Genomic DNA, 17,637 nt, shown 5'->3' with positions numbered 1-17,637 from the left:
GAATAAGATCCAATGTTGCAGTGGCTGTGTATCGGCTGGATTTTAGGCCTGGCCTGTATGGGGAAAAGTTTTCTGTCTGTTCAACTGGGCAGCACGGTCGTTCTAATCGCGGTATTACTGTGGTATCTGGGTTGCCGTAAATTAAAGCACATTTTCAACACACCATTCAGTAATTTGGTCATGACTGGTTCAAGCCTGTTGTTAGGATTATTTCTAGGCCATGGCTATGCCAATCTGCAACTGTCTGAACGCTTGTCGACGCGTGAACATGAAGTCTCCGAAAAACAGATCGTGGTGCATATCAAAGACCTGAATAAGCTTGGTGAGCAGAATATCCAGCAAGCTCTGCATGTGCTCAGTCCTGATGGCAGTACAGTTAAATGGATGGGCTTTTTGCCTGTCCAAGAACCCGTGACTCAATCCAGTTTGATAAATACGCAGATAAAGCAGCACTCCCTTGAACTTGGACGATATTACTTAATTCAAGGCCAAATCCGACCTCATCATAGTTATGCCACCCCCGGATCTTTTGACGCTGAAAAGTGGGCATTACAGCAAAATATCATGGCCGGTTTCCGAATCAAGAGCATTCAGGAGTTACAACCGCAACAACTTTATGCGCTTGGTCATGGCAAATATTTACGCCAGCAGCAAAATTTAAGTCCGCGAATTTTACTTTGGGTAGAGCGGCAGCGACTGGCATTAAGAGAATTTGTAGCCAGGCAACCCGTACAGCATAAAGGTTTGTTATTGGCCTTATTAAGCGGTGATGAAAGCCTGTTAGATCCAGCGACAGAGCGACAATTCCAGCGTTTTGGTATGAGCCATTTATTAGCCATTTCCGGGCCGCACGTTCTGATCTTTGCCTTGATGGTCTGTGGTACTTTGCAATATCTGATTTCAAGATTTATGCCGCATATTTATCTGAAATGGCCAAGGCAGTATTTTTTGAGCCTGCCTTTTTTACTGTGTGTCTTGCTGTACTGCGCCTTTGTGGGCTTTGAAATTCCAGCGCTACGCACTTTATTGATCTGCGTGATTGTGACCTTTACCTTGTTGCTCAGGCAAAATGTGCAAGCTTTAAAATTACTGATTCTGAGTGCTGCCTTATTATTGCTCTTTGATCCTTTCAGTATTTTGTCGGCTGCATTCTGGCTGTCTTATGGGGCCTGTTTTGTTTTGCTGCGAATCTATCAGACCATTCAGCAGCAACCGCGTCAGATAGAACAAACCTTATTACAACGGCTATATTTTGCGTTGAAAGTGCTGCTGGAATCACAATGGAAAATCTTTCTGGCACTATTTCCCTTGATGATGCTGTTTTTTAAGCAGATCGCCTGGATTACCCCATTCAGTAACCTGGTCGCGATTCCATGGATTGGGCTGCTAATAGTTCCAGTCGATATTCTGGCGGCTTTGTTGTTTTTTATTTCAGAGCCACTTTCCAGTGTGGTATTTCAATTGAATAATGTTTTCATTCACATGCTGCTGGCATTTCTGGATCTGCTTGATCGGCTGTTTGCTCCACAACTGATTCCGGTGGCGATGAATGTCTGGATGATTGCACTGTGTATTCTGGCCTTAATGATTGTATTTTTACCGCGTGGCCTATTGCCCAAAAGCTGGACGGCGCTTGCCTGTGTGCCGCTGTGCATTCCTCAGCTCAATCAGCATGCATTTCAGCTCTCTATTCTGGATGTGGGGCAGGGACAAGCAATTTTTCTTCGGGATGGATCACGCAGCATGATGATCGATATGGGCGGCTATTATGATGAAGAAAAATTCAGTATCGGTCGACAGGTGATTCTGCCATTTCTGTCTGTGCAAGGTGTGGGTAAGCTGGATCAACTGATTTTAACCCATCTGGATCAGGATCATAGTGGCGCTTATCACAGTATTAAACATCAATTGAAAATTAAAGAGGTATCGTCCAATCAGATTCCTGAAATAGCGCACTCCTCCCGTTTTCAGTTCTGTCATCAAGGTCAGCAGTGGCAATGGTCTGAAGATATTCAGTTTAAAATTCTGGCACCTCGGCAGCAGCAGTTAAATACAGCTCATTTCAATAAAAATGACCGGTCTTGTGTGGTATATCTGCAAGTTAAAAATGCCGGGCCTTATCAAAATTTTTTACTCATGGGCGATGCGGGTTGGGAGACTGAGTATCAGCTGCTCCAAGATTATCCTGAGCTTAAAGTTGATGTGCTGGTGCTTGGACATCATGGCAGTCAGCACAGCTCAGCCTATCAGTTTTTAGAAGTTTTACAGCCTAAACTGGCAATTGTTTCGGCAGGGAAATTTAACCGTTATGGCCATCCGAGCCAATTGACTCAGCAGCGGCTCACAGCCCTCAATATTCCGTTACTGAACACGGCAGAACAGGGTAGTCTGCACTTTCAGCAACAAGACTCAAAACTGGTACTTTCAGCCGAACGACATCAATGGCAATGGTTATATCGTCAGCCTTTAAGTCGCTGATTCTAGAGCGGGCGAAGCTTCATGTAATTCCTGAGTTCTTAACGCATTTACTTTGCCCAAAGCCTGTTCATGCTCCAGTGTATAAAGATTGCCCAAGCCCTGATGTGCATTAAAGCGTTTATAGCTCCAGTGATAATGTTCAGGGTGGCGACGGATTAAATTTTCAATACTATTGATAATGACTTGCGTGCCCTGATTGGCATTGCCACTATAAATTTTTTCGTCGATCGCTTCGATAAAGATATCAAAACCATCTTCAGTATTACGCAGGGCATATAAAAACAGAGCGCGGGCTTTGGTCTTTTGAATCAGCTTGGCACTTAAATTACTGGTGGCCAAAGGCACGCCAAAATACGGAATATATTCACCACCCACATTGGGCGTATGGTCTGGCAAAATCACGGTGGTGCCGCCTTGTTTCAGAGCCTTAAAGATCTGACGGACACCGGATTCATCGGTCGGTACCAGATGTGCCTGTTCACGGCTACGGGCAGCCCGTACAAATTGATCCGCAGTCTGATTTTTTACAGGTTTGTACATAATGGTCATGGCGGTAAACTGGGCAACATAGGCATTCATAATTTCCCAGGTACCAAAATGCGGCACAATTAACACCAGACCTTTATTTTGCGCCAGTGCATCATGAAGGAGATCTTCGCCAATAACGCGATGCACACGTTTGATATTTTTTTGATTGCTTGAGCCCCAAATGGTAAAGAACTCGAAATATGACATTAATTCATTGCGAACCGCGGCACGGTTAATACGTTCACGTTCATTATCGGACAGTTCAGAGAGACTGATTTCTAGGTTCAGGCGAATGACTTCCGAGGTTTTCGTGACTTTGAAACTGTTTACAATAAAGGCCAGGATGCGAGCCATCCATCGAGAAACTGGAAGCGGTTGGCGGCTAATGTATTTGAGTAAACCGTAAGCTGAATTCCGTGAGTCCTGTTTCGTCATTGATTTCGTCTAAGTACAATAAAAAGAGAACAAAATTTATTATAGGCGAAAACGTTTTGTTTAGACAGAATTACCCGATTCAGTGTATATAATGGGTTCAATATAAATCAATTTATTGGATTATTTATGTCCGATTGGCCACCAAAACCTGAAAATCAAATACAAAATACGCAACAGCCAGTTCAACCGACTGGTCCGGAATGGAAATTGCTGGAAAAAGCGGTTTTAGCTTCGGTTGAAGAGCAGCGTCGTGCGCGCCGTTGGGGAATTTTCTTTAAATTCCTGACTTTTGCTTATCTGCTTGTGGTGATTTTGGCACTCGGCAAGAGCTGTAGTTCAGTTTCCTCAGATGCCAGCGCTGGCGCAGGTGCTCATATTGCCGTTGTCGATATTATTGGTACGATTGCTGCCGACAAGCAGAGTGTCAACAGTAGCAATACGATTAAATCGCTGAAAAAAGCTTTTGAAAATAAACAGAGTAAAGCTGTAGTGCTGAATGTCAACTCGCCGGGTGGTTCACCGGTACAGTCCGATGAAATCTGGCAAGAAATTCAGTATTTGAAAAAGCAGTATCCCGAGAAAAAACTCTATGCAGTGATCGGTGATACCGGTGCTTCAGGTGCTTATTATATCGCTTCTGCTGCGGATGAGATCATTGTCAATCCATCGAGTTTAGTCGGTTCGATTGGTGTGATCATGCCAAATTATGGCGTGAGTAATTTGCTGCAAAAGCTTGGTGTTGAAGATCGCACCATGACTTCAGGTGACAATAAAGCCTTGCTGTCGATGACTCAACCAGTCGATCCTGCACAAAAAGCCCATGTACAAGGTGTCTTGGATAATGTGCATAGTCACTTTATTAATGCGGTAAAACAGGGGCGTGGTAATAAACTGAAATCAACCGATCCTGCGATTTTCTCTGGTTTGTTCTGGACCGGTGATCAGGCGGTGAAACTAGGAATCGCAGATCGGATCGGAAGTTTAAATACCTTGAAGCGCGAACTGAAAACTGAAAGAGCCTTGAATTATACCATTGAATATAGTCCATTTGAGTCCGTATTGGGTCGCATGGGCTCATCGATTGGTGACGGAATTGCCACTTCAGTTGCGCAGAAACTTCAGTCAGAAAACAGTACGACATTGCAATGAAACCATTGATTCATTTCGCGCACGCCAATGGCGTGCCATCGAAAGTCTATCAAAAGCTGTTTGATGGACTGCAAGATGATTACGATATTATCTATGTGCCGCTCTTAGGGCCTGATAAACGTTATCCAGTGGATAACCATTGGAAAAGTCTGACTCAGCAAGTGATTGACAGTATTGTGCGTCAGTCAAAAGGTCGACCGGTGATTGGTTTGGGACATTCTCTAGGATCAGTATTAACTTTCCAGGCTACCTTGCAGCGTCCCGAACTGTTTTCGCAGATGATCATGCTGGACCCGCCGATGATTATGGGTAAAGAAGCCTTTGCCTTGCATCTTGCGAAAACTTTGCGCTTAAAAGCTTTGGACAGAATGTCTCCGGCAGGCCTGTCCAAGCGCCGTCGTGATCATTGGGATTCACGTGAACAGGCAGCAGCGTTGTTGCGTCCTAAAGGTTTTTATCAAGACTTTGATGCCGATTGCTTCCAGGCCTATATTGAGCATGCCTTGCAAGATGATCCGATTCGGGGCGGAGTAGAACTCACCATCCCTAAAAAGGATGAAGTGGCCGTGTTTAGAACCAATCCCTCACTGTGGTGGTTGCCTCAGGCGAAACCGAAAGTTCCGGTACATTTGGTCGTGGCTGAGCAAGGTCCATTTCTGGCCCGCAAGTTCCCGCAGCAGGTCGAAAAGAAATTTGGTATTCCTTTTACCGTGGTAGAGGGAGGACATATGTTTCCATTGGAACAACCCGATCAGGTAGCGGACTTGGTAAAGCAATTGATTCAGCAACAATCTGTTTGAATCATTAAAAAGAGAATATAAAAAACGCATCCGAGGATGCGTTTTTTATATTTAAATGATGTTAAAACTTGCAGAATTGAACAGGTTCTTGCATTTTCTTGTTTCGATATAGCACACCGTCTTCAGTGTATTGAATCGCACCGCTGCAAATCCATTCTACGACTTGAGGATAGATTACATGTTCAAGGCTATGCACACGCATTGCCAAACTGTCTACCGTATCGTGGTGAGAAACCTTGAGCACACCTTGAGCAAGCGCTTGGCCTGCGTCAAGTTCAGCCGTGACATAATGCACCGTACAGCCGTGCAGAACATCACCGGTATTGAGTACACGCTGATGGGTATGCATGCCTTTGTAATAAGGCAATAGAGAAGGGTGAATGTTCAACATTTTCCCCTCCCAGGCTTTTACAAATTTTTCACTTAAAATTCGCATAAAGCCGGCAAGTACCACCAGATCCGCATCCCAGTCCAGCAGTTGCTGATGCATCACATCATCAAACGCTTCTCGGTTTGGATATTGCCTGTGTTCAATAACTGCAGTTTGAATTCCTGCTTGTTGCGCACGCGTTAAAGCAAAGGCTTCAGGTTTATTGGAAATCACGCCGACAATTTGCCCTGAAAGATTGGCATCAATCAAGGCTTGTAGATTTGATCCGCTACCTGAAACAAGTACAGCAATTTTAATCATGCGAAATTATGCGAAGATCACACGAATTTTTTCGTCTGCACCTGCAACCGATTCAGCATTGTCTTGAATCTGACCCATTGTCCATGCTTTCTCACCAAGACCGTTGAGTAATTCAACAGTTTTGTCAGCTTCATTTGCATCAACCACAAGCACCATGCCGACGCCACAGTTAAAGGTACGATACATTTCAAACTGCTCTACACCGCCTTCACGTTGTAGAAGTTTGAATAGCTCAGGCCATTCCCAAGAAGATTCATTCACAAGCGCTTGAGCACCATTTGGAAGGACGCGAGGTAAGTTACCTGGCAAACCGCCACCGGTGATGTGCGCCATTGCGTGTACATCGACATGTTTAAGCAATTCGAGAATCGATTTGACATAAATACGGGTTGGTTCCATTGCAACATCTGCAAGTGGGCGACCATCAACGATTTGAGTTAAATCAACATTTTTCACGTCTAGAATTTTACGAAGCAGTGAGTAACCGTTTGAGTGCGCACCTGAAGAAGCAACACCAACTAAAACGTCACCGGCTTTGACTTTAGAGCCATCAATAATTTTGCTTTGCTCAACGACACCGACACAGAAACCTGCAAGATCGTAATCTTCGCCTTCATACATGCCTGGCATTTCAGCAGTTTCACCGCCGACCAGTGCACAGCCAGCAAGCTCACAACCAGTACCGATACCAGTGACAACATTTGCAGCAACATCCACATTCAAATGACCAGTTGCATAATAGTCGAGGAAGAACAGTGGTTCAGCACCACACACGAGAAGGTCGTTAACACACATTGCCACCAGGTCTTGACCAATTGTGTCATGACGGTTCAAATTCAATGCTAAACGTAATTTTGTACCCACACCATCTGTGCCAGATACGAGAACAGGTTCTTCATAACCTTTAGGAATTTTACAAAGTGCACCAAAGCCACCTAGACCGCCCATAACTTCGGGACGTGAGGTACGCTTAGCGACAGATTTGATACGATCGACTAACGCGTCGCCCGCTTCAATGTCGACACCTGCATCTTTGTAGCTTAAACCAGTATTTGGGGTAGAAGTTGAGTTGCTCATAATGAAGTCTCCGCATTCGCGGTGGCGATTATAACCTGAATATATAAAACTCTTATGGTATTTCTGATCTAAAATGCTATCTTTATTGAAATATTTTAATTTTTAGAATGATTAATAGAGAAAAGGCGAAACTTTATGGTAGATCGCACATTGCGTCGCGTGTTTATCCTAGCTGGGATAGCTTTATTGTTATGGACTTTATACTTATTAAAACCCGTTGTAATTCCATTTGTTGCAGCACTTTTAGTGGCTTATCTATTTAGCCCGCTGGTGGATAAATTGCATGATGTGGGTCTGCCGCGTTGGCTTTCTATTAGTATCGTTTTTATCGGAATCGGAATTGTACTGACCTTGGCCATCTGGTATTTAGTGCCACTGATCTGGCAACAGTTGATGTATGCACGTGACAATATACCCGCGATCATTGGATGGATTAATTCGACCTTTTTACCATGGTTGTCCAATACCTTTAATGTCGTTGAAATGGAAATTGATACCAATCAGATTTCTGATGTGGTCATGAATTATGTACAAACCAATTATAGCGCAGACAGTATTCAGGCATTCTTGTTACGCCTTGCTCAATCCGGAATTAATTTTCTCCAGATTGGCGGTACGATTGTCTTAATTCCCATCATTGCCTTCTATTTCCTGCTGGATTGGGATCGTATGCTGGGGAGTTTGCGCCGCCTGATTCCACGTCCTTATGAAAAAAGTACACTAAAAATTGTGGGCGAATGTCATAGCGTGCTGGGTGCTTTTGTTAAAGGGCAGTTTCTGGTCATGATCTTGCTGGGAATTGTCTATGCGGTGGGCTTGCAACTGATTGGTCTTGAGGTTGGATTGATTATTGGTATGGTGGCAGGTCTGGCCAGTATTATTCCTTATCTGGGCTTTGCAGTCGGTATTATCGCAGCGGTGATTGCGACCTTACTGCAATTTGGGATTGACTGGTGGCAACTGGTATTGGTCGGCATTGTGTTTATGGTCGGACAGGCAGTTGAAGGTTATATTCTGCAACCATTCTTGCTGGGCGATAAAATTGGTCTTTCTCCTGTTGCCGTAGTATTTGCCGTATTGGCAGGTGCACAGCTGGCAGGCTTCCTGGGAATGCTGATTGCATTACCGGTGGCAGCCGTCATTGTGGTACTACTGCGGCATGTACGCGAGTACTATGAACACACAACATTTTATGGCGATCGGGCCATTGTGATGCAAGATGCCTCTACCGGTTCAATCAATATCGAAACGGCAGACTTAGATGTTGATATTGAAATGAAAAAGCCAGAGAAAAAACCGCTGCAAGCAGAGGAGAACTCAAGTAAAATTCATGATCCCCATGGTAAAGACTCATAAGGCCAAAAAATCATATGCGTCAATTGCAGTTAGATATAGAACCTCAGCTTGATGCCCGAATCAGTGATTTTTCAGGGCCGGGTTGGGGGCATGTGATTGATGCAGTGCGTCAATTACATGCAGGCTTAATCAGCCGTTTTTATGTCTATGGTGGGGCGGGTACAGGAAAAAGTCATTTATTGTCTGCTATCTGTGACTCTTATCTTGAAGTAGGGAAATCTGCGATTCAGGTCTCTTTACTTGAGCTTCTAGATGCGCCGACCGAGGCGATTACCTCGCTGGATCGTTTTGATCTGGTCGCACTCGATGATATTGAAGCGATTAGTGGTGTGCCGCATTGGCAGCGCGCAGTCTTTCATCTGATTAATTATAATAATGAAGGCGGCGGACAGCTGGTATTTTCTTCACGCTTTGCGCCGATTGAACTTAAGCTTGAGCTACCAGATCTACAGTCACGCTTAACACAAGCGGTGAGTACCCGTGTGCCGAGTGGTAGTCTTTATGCTGATCGTTATGCGCTGGTTTCATCCGTACTGGATCGTCGGGGGATTCATTTAGATCCTCAAATTTTTGACTATTTGCTGAGTCATGGGCCACATCAAACTTCGGTACTTCTTCAGAGATTAGAGCAAATTATTCAACTGCTTAAGGGAGAAAAACTGAAGGTCAGCAATGCCAATCTGCGACAGATTTATGCCTTGATTGACGAATATCGGTAAATCATAAAAATTCTTGAGTAATTACTCAGTCTATGCCACAGTAAGGCAAAATAATTCACAGTTGCAAGGATTCTGCAACTTTAGAAGAAAAAGAAAGAAATAAAAATTAAGGAGAAGGTTATGCTCAAGAAGAGCATAGGCATGGCTTTGCTGTGTATGGCAGGGCAGGCATATAGTGCAGATATTATTGTAACCACGACAGAAGATATTGAAAAAGATGACAAGGAATGTTCACTTCGAGAAGCCGTTGAATATATTAACCGGGGCTTAGCCAAAGAAGGTTTTATGGGATGTGGTGGAGAAAATTCATCCAGTACCATTATTTTAAAAGAAAAAAATACTTATGTGCTCAATAAGCATATAGCAATCAAAAAATCTCTAAGCATTCGGTCTGTAGCTGATAGCGATGAAGAATTCAGTACAACTGAAAAAACACTGGGTCTGCATAATGCCCATATTCAAATGCAAGGAACTGACAATCTATTTCGCCTTAACAGCACAGATACACTGGTTCAGCTTAACTTAAAAGAACTAGACCTCGAAGGTTGTGGCAAAGCCAGTTGTGCTGAACAAGGTGGTCTGATTCATAATAAAGGCCAAGTGGTGGTTGAATATAGCCGTTTATTTAATGGTGCAGCCAATTTGGGTGGGGCAATTTATAATACGGGACAATTTGGTCAGAACTTTCTCAGTCGTGTTGAAATTAAAAATAGCCTGATTGAAAATAACAAAGCACAACGAGGTGGCATTTTATATAGCGAGTTGCCCGCTTTCCTTATCAGGCAAAGTGTCCTTAAAAATAACCAGACCTTAAATAACTCGGCGGCCAATATTTATAGCGCCGGGCAGTTTGCTGACACAGAGAATCTTCAAAACATTAGTGCCGAAGTATTAAGTAGTACCCTATTAAAAAATAAGGGGACACTCATTAATGTCATGGACGGGATGGGATTAAATAACCTAACGATCGTTGATAATGCTGATACTGCTTTACGTATGAATGCCCCGGCTGGCAGGGCTTATGTGGCAAATAGTATTATTTTAAGAAATGGTGCACAGGACTGCCAAATTGAAACCGGCGATAAAACCCTGATTCAAAACAATCTGCTGACTGTGTCCTGCGGTACAGGGGATGCTGTTGCTCCAAATGAGCTCTGGAATGGTACACAAATCTTAGCCGAAGCTTCAAATAAGAGTGAAGGTGTTTGTCAAACCTTGAGTGAAAATAGCACAGCTATACTTTGTCCATACAGCGTTGCTAAAGGGCAATTTCTTGGTTATATGCGTCCACGTATTTTATTAAGTCATAATCAGGTCAGCGACTCATCTATTGTAAATAGAGGTACAGCGCTTAATCTTGCAGCCCCGACAGTGGCATGTGAAGCTGCTGACCAGCGTGGTATCAACCGTTTAATGGATAATCTGTTCTGTGACCGTGGTGCGATTGAAATCACTGTGCCAACCTCAGGGAGTCTGGTTGGACAAGACCTGTTAAAAGGTGAAATTGCCAAATTTTCAATTGAATCCTTTTTGGGTGATAGTGATTTAATTCCAAAAGAACAATGCAATGTCATAGTTGGTCAACAGCCGACAGGTGAGCCTTGGCAAGATGGATGTTTGAAAGTTGTGCAAACTAAAACAGAGTCCAAAGGTAAAACACGCATCGATATTCATGGCAATGTGGTGTATACCCCAGATTCGACTTGGCATGGGGCAGATATCTTCGAGCTGCAAGTGGTAACCACATCCACGCGATTTAATAAAAGTAAACCTTATCTGACCATTACCACTCAAATCGTGCAGGAGCCAAAAAATGAAATGGAAGACAAATCAGTCAAAACTTCAGGTGGCGCATGGGGCTTTGGTGGGCTACTGATTTTAATTGGGTTAATGGGTTTGCGCCGTGAATTAAAAGATTAAGGAAAAATCATGAAAAATTATAAAAAAGGACTGCTTGCGGCCATGATTTTATCTGCCATGAGTTTGATGGCAGCCGAAGAAGATAAAACCATCTATGTCACCACTTTGGTGGATGAAGACGGAGAGAATAGTAATGCCTGCTCTTTGCGAGAAGCGATTAAAACTGCAAAACTAGATAAATCCTATGGCGGATGTAACGTCGGCCGTACGCTTCGGCTAGATGGTTCAGCCCCAGACGTGATTCAGCTTGAAGCGGGTGAATACAAATTAGACAGCGAACTTGTCATTGAGTCCGCGCTCAAAATTTATGGAAAAACGCCCTTTAGTTATACCAGTCGTAGTCCGATTACGAATTTATACCCAACCCGTGATGCTTTAAAAACCACGATTTCAGGTCAGGGAAAAACCCGTCTCTTTAACAGTATGGCCAGTCAATCCAGTCTGGAAGTCTATCATCTCATCTTAAAAGATGGTTATGCGGCAAAAAATACACAGGATAAGGGCAATGGCGGTACCTTTTATGTGGCGGGCCCCTTAAGCATTAATAGCAGTGAAATAGTAAATTCCCGTGCAGATGCAGAAGGGGGGGCTATTTATACGGTGGCGATGAATACCGAAAGGAGTGTGATCATCCAGGATTCGCTGCTTCACCAAAATAAGGCAAGTTCATATGGTAGTGTGCTGGCTATGGATTGCCAGGGGAATTTAGGGACGACTCAAACCAATGTAAAAGTTATTTCTAGTAGTATTGTTAAAAATGGGTCAGAAAATACGGCCAGCATTCTTGATTTTTGTGGTTATGCAACCGTAGAGTTGAATAATTCTACCATTGCCAAAAATACTGCGAGTCAGACAGGACATATTTTGCGTATGACCAATCAAGCTAATCGCCCTCTCAGTGCCTTTTCCAGTTTAACTGCCTTAAGTAATACTATTGTTGAGAATGCAGCTCAATCTACTTTATTTTATGACAAAACAGGTTCTAAATATTTCTATTTTAATGTTTTAGCATTTAATCAGGGCTTATCTTGTGAATATGCCTTAAATCAGGGGAATCCGACTAAGGAGCAAAGCGTCGTATTTACTACTGTTAAAAATGCCATACAAACCACTGGACTATCACGTTGTGTATTGCCAGAGTTAGATGCGGATGAAACTTCAAACAATCTTGATGTTTCTGACAGCACGATAAACAACTTATTAACAGCTTATATTGAGCCTGCAATTGATAACCGTTTTCTAGGCATGTATTACCCACGTGATAATGGAACAGTTACAGATTTGGTAGATGTGGGGGTAAGTGGCTGTGCTGAACAGGATCAACGTGGCATTGATCGGGTGGCGGGATCTACTCTTACCTTAAATCCAGATGCAAAAAATAGCTGTGAAATCGGTTCAATCGAAATCCGACGTCTGACCGCAGCAGATATCACAGATCTGAAAAATAGCAGCTTGGTCGATTTGAATAATTTTTATCAGGACAATATAACTGACATCAAAAGCATTATTGCAAATAAGAATACGGCAGCAGAGGAAATACCTGGGTTAAAGCAAGAGTTAAAAGAATACGAAGATTTACTTAAATATACCAAGCAATATCAGCAATACCGTGCAATTTATGTCAATCCCTTTGTGCTGGCCATGCCTCAGGAAACCTTGATGGGTAATACGGTTCAAACCAAAGTCTTGAATGCACAAAATTATGATATTAGTGTTAAGTCTTTAGGAGTAGGTGAGTTAATTGGTACGGGTAGTTCGACCAGTGTGAAGGGTGATCCGAATGACCCCAATCTTAAGTGTGAATGGAAGCCTGATCTCAACCGGATCATGATGTATCGTACCGATGGGAAAATGACCAAGGCAACAGATATGGAATTCTGTAGCTATACTCTCAAAGATAAGGCCACGGGGATCAGCAGTGCTGGAATTTTAAAAGCAGCTTTTAACAATATTGCACCGATTGCCAAGAGTGATGAATATTGGATTAGCCCAGAGAATAATCTGACAGTGATTGTGAATCCACTTGAAAATGATAGTGATGATGGTGATGGGCCTCTACCTTCAGGAAAGTCGGCTTTTTATCAGGATAAAGAGGGAAAAGAGATTCCAATTCGTATTGTGAAGATTCCTGCCGGAGTTTCTCTTAATGCAGAGCGACAAGGCCCTTGTCCTGATACTTATCAGCGCGAGACCTGCTATGGTGGAAAGCTGACATTTAGTGTGAGAAATAACTTAAGTCAGGCAGATTACAGCATGCAGTATACGATTTTTGATGCAGATGAAAAAATGTCTGAAACAGCAACGATCCTGCTACGAAATACGGTAAAAAATGCCAATACGTCATCAAGTGGTGGTGGTTCATTCGGAATTTGGGGACTATTCGGATTATTTGGGCTGGTCGTTTATCGCCGTCTAAGAAAATAAAACCTAATTGGAAAATTCAAAAGCCTCCATTTGGAAGAATGCTGATCAGTTAAGGAGTTTAGAAATAGACGCTTTAACTTTTTAGTGGTTCACGATGGAGTCTTAAGGTTTTAAATCAAATATTTGTCCTATCATTTGTGACTTTGGTTTTGCCCAAATGAGAAGCGAGTTTCACAAGGAAGGCATCTTGCGGAGCAATACACCTCATGCATCCAACAGTTGCGGATGACTTTTCTACCTGGCAAATATGATCATGAATTTAAAAAAGAAAATGCCAGTCAATTGCTTAACTGACTGGCATTATCCATTTAGAGGCTTTTTATATGGGTCGCTTAATGCGAGCTAGAGGGTGGTTGAGTCGTTTGCTGGTATTTGAGAATGTACTCTTCCCGAATGGCAAGTCGTTCTTCAGGTTTGGCATTTTGCATGCGTAAGCCAAGTTCTCGACGTTCCTGACTGCTCATCATTTGCCAAGTCTCACGCATTCTTTGTTTTTCAACCTCAGGAAGCTGGGTAAACCAGTCCATACGCTGCTGTAAGCTGACGCTCTGCTGTTCTGGAATTTCCTTGAGGGACTGATAGCGTTTAATAAGTGCCAACTGTTCGGAATCAGAAAGACTATCCCAGGTATCGGAAACCTGAGTATTTGCATCTTTAGAAAAGATCCAAAAACGTTCAAATCCTGCAAAACTGGTTTGCAGAAAACTGAATGCACAAAAAGCAATTGCCAATCTTTTAGCTGCCATGTGGAACTTTGTCCTCACCTAGAACCATTAGCATTTCTAAATCTTCAAGCATTTGTGGGGACAGTTTCGGTACTGACACCATTTGGGTTTGCGGCTCATTGTGGCTAGAAATATTGGGTAATACCACAACACCTGCAATTGCTGCTGCCAAGGCAAAACCTGACATTTTTAAAAATGCAAAACGTGAATGTTTAGAATCCTGAATTTCTTCAAGAACATGGTGCATGACAACAGGTTTGTGTTTATGTTGTTGTGCCAGTCCATCGAGTTTGGAAGTTACTTGTTTTAAGAAATCATCTTGATTCATTCGGATGACCCTCCCAGATATGGATTTAAATGTGCCAAAGAGGCACGTAAGCCTTGAATAGCACGGTGATAATGAGTTTTTACACTGCCTTCTGAGCAGTCCATAATTTGTGCGGTGGTATGCGTATCAAATCCTTCCCAAGCTCTCAGCATAAATGCCTGCTGCTGACGTACAGGTAGTTTGGAAATAGCTTCCTGGATTTCTTCAGCTGTCACTGCCTGATCCAGAAAGTCCAAAGGCGTCGGTGTAGCTTCGTCCACGATATCCTCAAGTTCAATTTCGTCATCATCCAGACTGACTTTCTTAAAAAATGAAAACATCTGACCACGCCGTGCTTCTTTACGACGCCAATCCTGTAATTTGTTGTTCAGAATTGTATAAAATAGGGGATACCATTCTTCAGTACTTTTTTCCGCATAGGATTTATGTAAGGAAATGAAAGCTTCCTGAACCAGATCCATGGCAATACCATGATGACCTTGAGTTGCACTTTCCATCATCACCAAGGCGCGTCCAGTCACATCTTGCATAAAATTCTTCAGACGTGCTTCAGCCGTACTCTTCAGAATACTTACATCGTGTGATTGCAACTGTTTTGGTGCTAAATCCATAGAGATGGAAAATCCTGTCATTGGACACCCACCATGATTCCCAAGTTCATAATCATATAACGTTGGGAATTATGGTTTGGTTGACAATTAAGTTTATTATTTTTGTAGTGTAATCTATTTTATAAACGGGCAGGGCCGAATTAAAACACTGTAACCTAAATCCCTAATTAGATACGTTGACGTACCATTTCAAAGAAACAGATCGATCCTGCAATCGCAACATTTAAGGATTCCTGACCACCCGGCTGCGGAATACTGACAGCTTCTGCGTGTTGCATTGCATAATCAGAAACGCCTTGACCTTCATTGCCCAAGATCCATACGCAAGGTTTACCTAAATCTTTTGAGTACAGACTTTCGGCACGATGTGAGCTGGTGACGTATACAGGAATTTGAAATTGCTCAAGAATTTGTTCAAGTGCAATATTTTCAAAAGTTTGCAGCGTGAAGTGTGCGCCCATACCGGCACGTAATACTCGTGGTGACCAAAGTGATGCAGAACCTTTGGTGCAGACAATCTGTTCAATACCGGCTGCTGCTGCAGAGCGAAGCAGGGTACCAACATTACCCGGATCCTGTACATTTTCCAGAATTAAAGTGTCGGCTTTAAAATCCAGTGCATAATTTGCTGTCGGTAAAGTGACCACAGCTAAACAGGCTAAAGACGTTCCTAAGGTGCTTAAATCTTTGTATAAAGATTCGCTTAAAACAAAGACCATCCCTGTGTATTTTGCGAGAATTTTCTCGAAATCAGGATGCGAAAGTGCATGTTCAGTGGTAAAAATCGAATCAATTTTACGGTTTTCATGCAGCCAGGCGAGAGACAGATGCGTGCCTTCCAGCACAGTTTGCCCCTGTTTTTTACGATAGGTGTTTTGTTCAATCAAACCACGTAAGTGTTTAATTTTTGGATTGTCTTTTGAATCAAGAAAAAAAGTTGGCATGGGAGATATAATCCACGGTAGCCGATTCAATATCGGCTACCGCTATAAAAAATTAGTTATGATAGTTGGTCACAAGATCAACTTCGTTTTTAGAACCGATAATCACTGGCACACGTTGATGTAGATCAGTTGGTTCGATCTCCAGAATACGGACACGGCCTGTGGTGGATGCGCCGCCAGCCTGCTCCATGAGCATACTCATTGGGTTGGCTTCATACATTAAACGCAGACGACCAGCTTTAGCCGGATCTTTAAAGTCGTATGGATACATGAAGATACCGCTACGACAAAGAATACGGTGAATATCGCCCACCATACAGGCAACCCAGCGCATATTGAAGTCTTTTTCACGAGGGCCGGTTTTGCCTGCTAATAATTCATCGATATAACGTTGTACTGGTGCTTCCCAGTGGCGTTGATTCGAGGCATTGATCGCATATTCTTTGGTATCTGCAGCGACTTGAATCGCTTCAGAAGTTAGCAGGAATTCTTGAGTTTCCGGGTCAAAGGTAAAGAACACTACGCCTGCACCGACAGTCAATGCCATCATGGTCGATGGACCATACAGTACATAACCTGCAGCCACTTGATTGACACCGGCTTGCATAAAGTCTTCGGCCTGAGTCACGGCATTTTTCGCAGGAAGAATCGAGAAAATCGTACCCACACACATATTGATATCGATATTACTTGAACCATCGAGTGGGTCGAACAAGACCAGAAATTGACCATTTTCTTGTGCAGGGGTGAATTCATCCAGTTCTTCTGAGGCCAAACCACCGACATTCGGGTGTTGCTGTAAAGCATCAATCAGATAATCATTGGAAATGACATCCAGTTTCTTTTGCTCTTCGCCTTGAACATTTTCATGCTGTGCACTTCCCAATACACCCGCTAAAGCACCTTTTTGCAGCAACAGATCGATGTCCTTGCAAGTGTTTGCAATCATTTCAATAACTTGTGCAAGTTCAGGTGTGAGATTCCCGCTTTGTTGCTGTAAAAACTGGGATAGGGTGCGGTATGACATAAGGGAAAACTCCAAGACTTAAATCGGGAAAAAATGATCAAAACGATATGCGGCTATATTTTAGATGAGAACGTACTAAAAGAAAAATTAAACTGGATTATTTGTATCGATTTTGCCCTTGCAACTCCTGTGGAAAGTGCTATGTTGAAGGCAAGGGAAAATTGAGAATAGGAGCACAGATATGACAACATTAAAGTTTGATGCGACTCCAACGCCAAGTGAAGGCATTACTTTAGATGATATCTCTGAAGACAAGATGAAAGAAGCCTGGCGGGATTATGAAGCAAAACCAGAGTACAAACAATTCAATAAACACGACCTGATTGAATCGATGCAAGCAGTTGAACCAGGCCAGACCGTAGAATAAACAGATTTGTTCATTCAACCCAATAAAAAGCACTCAATCATGAGTGCTTTTTATTTGA

Annotated in this window: 16 protein-coding genes; 8 read left to right on the top strand and 8 right to left on the bottom strand. The window is 42.9% G+C overall.

Annotated features, from left to right (window positions below):
• Nucleotides 1-12: 12 nt before the first annotated feature.
• The gene (locus tag FTU42_RS03485) at nucleotides 13-2,478 is read left to right on the top strand and encodes a DNA internalization-related competence protein ComEC/Rec2 (protein WP_180083029.1); all 2,466 of its coding nucleotides are present in this window, start codon (nucleotides 13-15) and stop codon (nucleotides 2,476-2,478) included.
• On the opposite strand, the gene FTU42_RS03480 is transcribed toward FTU42_RS03485, so the two are convergent.
• Complete coding sequence (locus FTU42_RS03480) at nucleotides 2,467-3,441, bottom strand: lysophospholipid acyltransferase family protein (protein ID WP_005097630.1); 975 nt, start codon at nucleotides 3,439-3,441, stop codon at nucleotides 2,467-2,469. The genes FTU42_RS03485 and FTU42_RS03480 overlap by 12 nt on opposite strands.
• A gap of 126 nt (nucleotides 3,442-3,567) precedes the next feature.
• On the opposite strand from FTU42_RS03480, the gene sppA reads away from it, so the two are divergent.
• Together sppA and FTU42_RS03470 are read left to right on the top strand one after the other, a co-directional pair.
• On the top strand, nucleotides 3,568-4,590 hold the full coding sequence (gene sppA / locus FTU42_RS03475) for a signal peptide peptidase SppA (protein ID WP_005097629.1): 1,023 nt from the start codon (nucleotides 3,568-3,570) through the stop codon (nucleotides 4,588-4,590).
• Nucleotides 4,587-5,390: an alpha/beta fold hydrolase gene (locus FTU42_RS03470; RefSeq protein ID WP_005170030.1), complete on the top strand. Its 804-nt coding sequence runs from the start codon at nucleotides 4,587-4,589 to the stop codon at nucleotides 5,388-5,390. Before sppA ends, FTU42_RS03470 begins: the two co-directional genes overlap by 4 nt.
• A gap of 61 nt (nucleotides 5,391-5,451) precedes the next feature.
• Here the strand turns inward: FTU42_RS03470 and purN are convergent, their stop codons facing one another.
• Both purN and purM read right to left on the bottom strand, forming a co-directional pair.
• Nucleotides 5,452-6,081, bottom strand: a complete 630-nt coding sequence (gene purN / locus FTU42_RS03465; protein WP_180083028.1) for a phosphoribosylglycinamide formyltransferase — start codon at nucleotides 6,079-6,081, stop codon at nucleotides 5,452-5,454.
• A gap of 6 nt (nucleotides 6,082-6,087) precedes the next feature.
• The gene (gene purM / locus FTU42_RS03460) at nucleotides 6,088-7,158 is read right to left on the bottom strand and encodes a phosphoribosylformylglycinamidine cyclo-ligase (RefSeq protein ID WP_005097626.1); all 1,071 of its coding nucleotides are present in this window, start codon (nucleotides 7,156-7,158) and stop codon (nucleotides 6,088-6,090) included.
• A 135-nt stretch (nucleotides 7,159-7,293) separates the two neighbouring features.
• On the opposite strand from purM, the gene cxpE reads away from it, so the two are divergent.
• From cxpE to FTU42_RS03440, 4 genes are all read left to right on the top strand, one after another.
• Entirely contained in the window at nucleotides 7,294-8,514 is a 1,221-nt protein-coding gene (gene cxpE, locus FTU42_RS03455; RefSeq protein ID WP_074383363.1) for a chloramphenicol efflux transporter CxpE, read from the top strand.
• A gap of 14 nt (nucleotides 8,515-8,528) precedes the next feature.
• Nucleotides 8,529-9,233, top strand: a complete 705-nt coding sequence (hda, locus tag FTU42_RS03450) for a DnaA regulatory inactivator Hda (protein ID WP_005097624.1) — start codon at nucleotides 8,529-8,531, stop codon at nucleotides 9,231-9,233.
• Between the two features lie 120 nt (nucleotides 9,234-9,353).
• On the top strand, nucleotides 9,354-11,153 hold the full coding sequence (rbtA, locus tag FTU42_RS03445; RefSeq protein ID WP_180083027.1) for a rhombotarget A: 1,800 nt from the start codon (nucleotides 9,354-9,356) through the stop codon (nucleotides 11,151-11,153).
• Between the two features lie 9 nt (nucleotides 11,154-11,162).
• Nucleotides 11,163-13,577 (top strand): CSLREA domain-containing protein, encoded by a 2,415-nt coding sequence (locus tag FTU42_RS03440; RefSeq protein WP_180083026.1) that lies wholly within the window; start codon nucleotides 11,163-11,165, stop codon nucleotides 13,575-13,577.
• A gap of 332 nt (nucleotides 13,578-13,909) precedes the next feature.
• Here FTU42_RS03440 and FTU42_RS03435 read toward each other — a convergent pair whose 3' ends face one another.
• From FTU42_RS03435 to FTU42_RS03415, 5 genes are all read right to left on the bottom strand, one after another.
• On the bottom strand, nucleotides 13,910-14,323 hold the full coding sequence (locus FTU42_RS03435) for a DUF3106 domain-containing protein (RefSeq protein WP_005097618.1): 414 nt from the start codon (nucleotides 14,321-14,323) through the stop codon (nucleotides 13,910-13,912).
• Nucleotides 14,313-14,630, bottom strand: coding sequence for a hypothetical protein (locus FTU42_RS03430; protein ID WP_005097616.1), 318 nt, complete (start codon nucleotides 14,628-14,630; stop codon nucleotides 14,313-14,315). Before FTU42_RS03430 ends, FTU42_RS03435 begins: the two co-directional genes overlap by 11 nt.
• Complete coding sequence (locus tag FTU42_RS03425) at nucleotides 14,627-15,241, bottom strand: RNA polymerase sigma factor (protein WP_074383360.1); 615 nt, start codon at nucleotides 15,239-15,241, stop codon at nucleotides 14,627-14,629. The genes FTU42_RS03430 and FTU42_RS03425 overlap by 4 nt, the downstream gene beginning before the upstream one ends.
• 167 nt (nucleotides 15,242-15,408) lie before the next feature.
• Nucleotides 15,409-16,185 carry an RNA methyltransferase gene (locus tag FTU42_RS03420; protein WP_005097613.1) on the bottom strand — a complete coding sequence of 259 codons (777 nt, stop codon included), beginning with the start codon at nucleotides 16,183-16,185 and terminating at the stop codon, nucleotides 15,409-15,411.
• A 52-nt stretch (nucleotides 16,186-16,237) separates the two neighbouring features.
• Nucleotides 16,238-17,212, bottom strand: coding sequence for a class 1 fructose-bisphosphatase (locus FTU42_RS03415; RefSeq protein ID WP_180083025.1), 975 nt, complete (start codon nucleotides 17,210-17,212; stop codon nucleotides 16,238-16,240).
• 181 nt (nucleotides 17,213-17,393) lie between these two features.
• Between FTU42_RS03415 and FTU42_RS03410 the strand changes: the two genes are divergently transcribed.
• Nucleotides 17,394-17,579: an NF038105 family protein gene (locus FTU42_RS03410; RefSeq protein ID WP_005097610.1), complete on the top strand. Its 186-nt coding sequence runs from the start codon at nucleotides 17,394-17,396 to the stop codon at nucleotides 17,577-17,579.
• Nucleotides 17,580-17,637 lie beyond the last annotated feature (58 nt).

The sequence above is a fragment of the Acinetobacter sp. YH12102 genome (genome assembly GCF_013419125.1).
GTDB classification, from domain to species: domain Bacteria; phylum Pseudomonadota; class Gammaproteobacteria; order Pseudomonadales; family Moraxellaceae; genus Acinetobacter; species Acinetobacter pseudolwoffii.
Note: the sequence above shows the minus strand (reverse complement) of the source record. Positions and strands in the feature narration are given on the sequence as shown.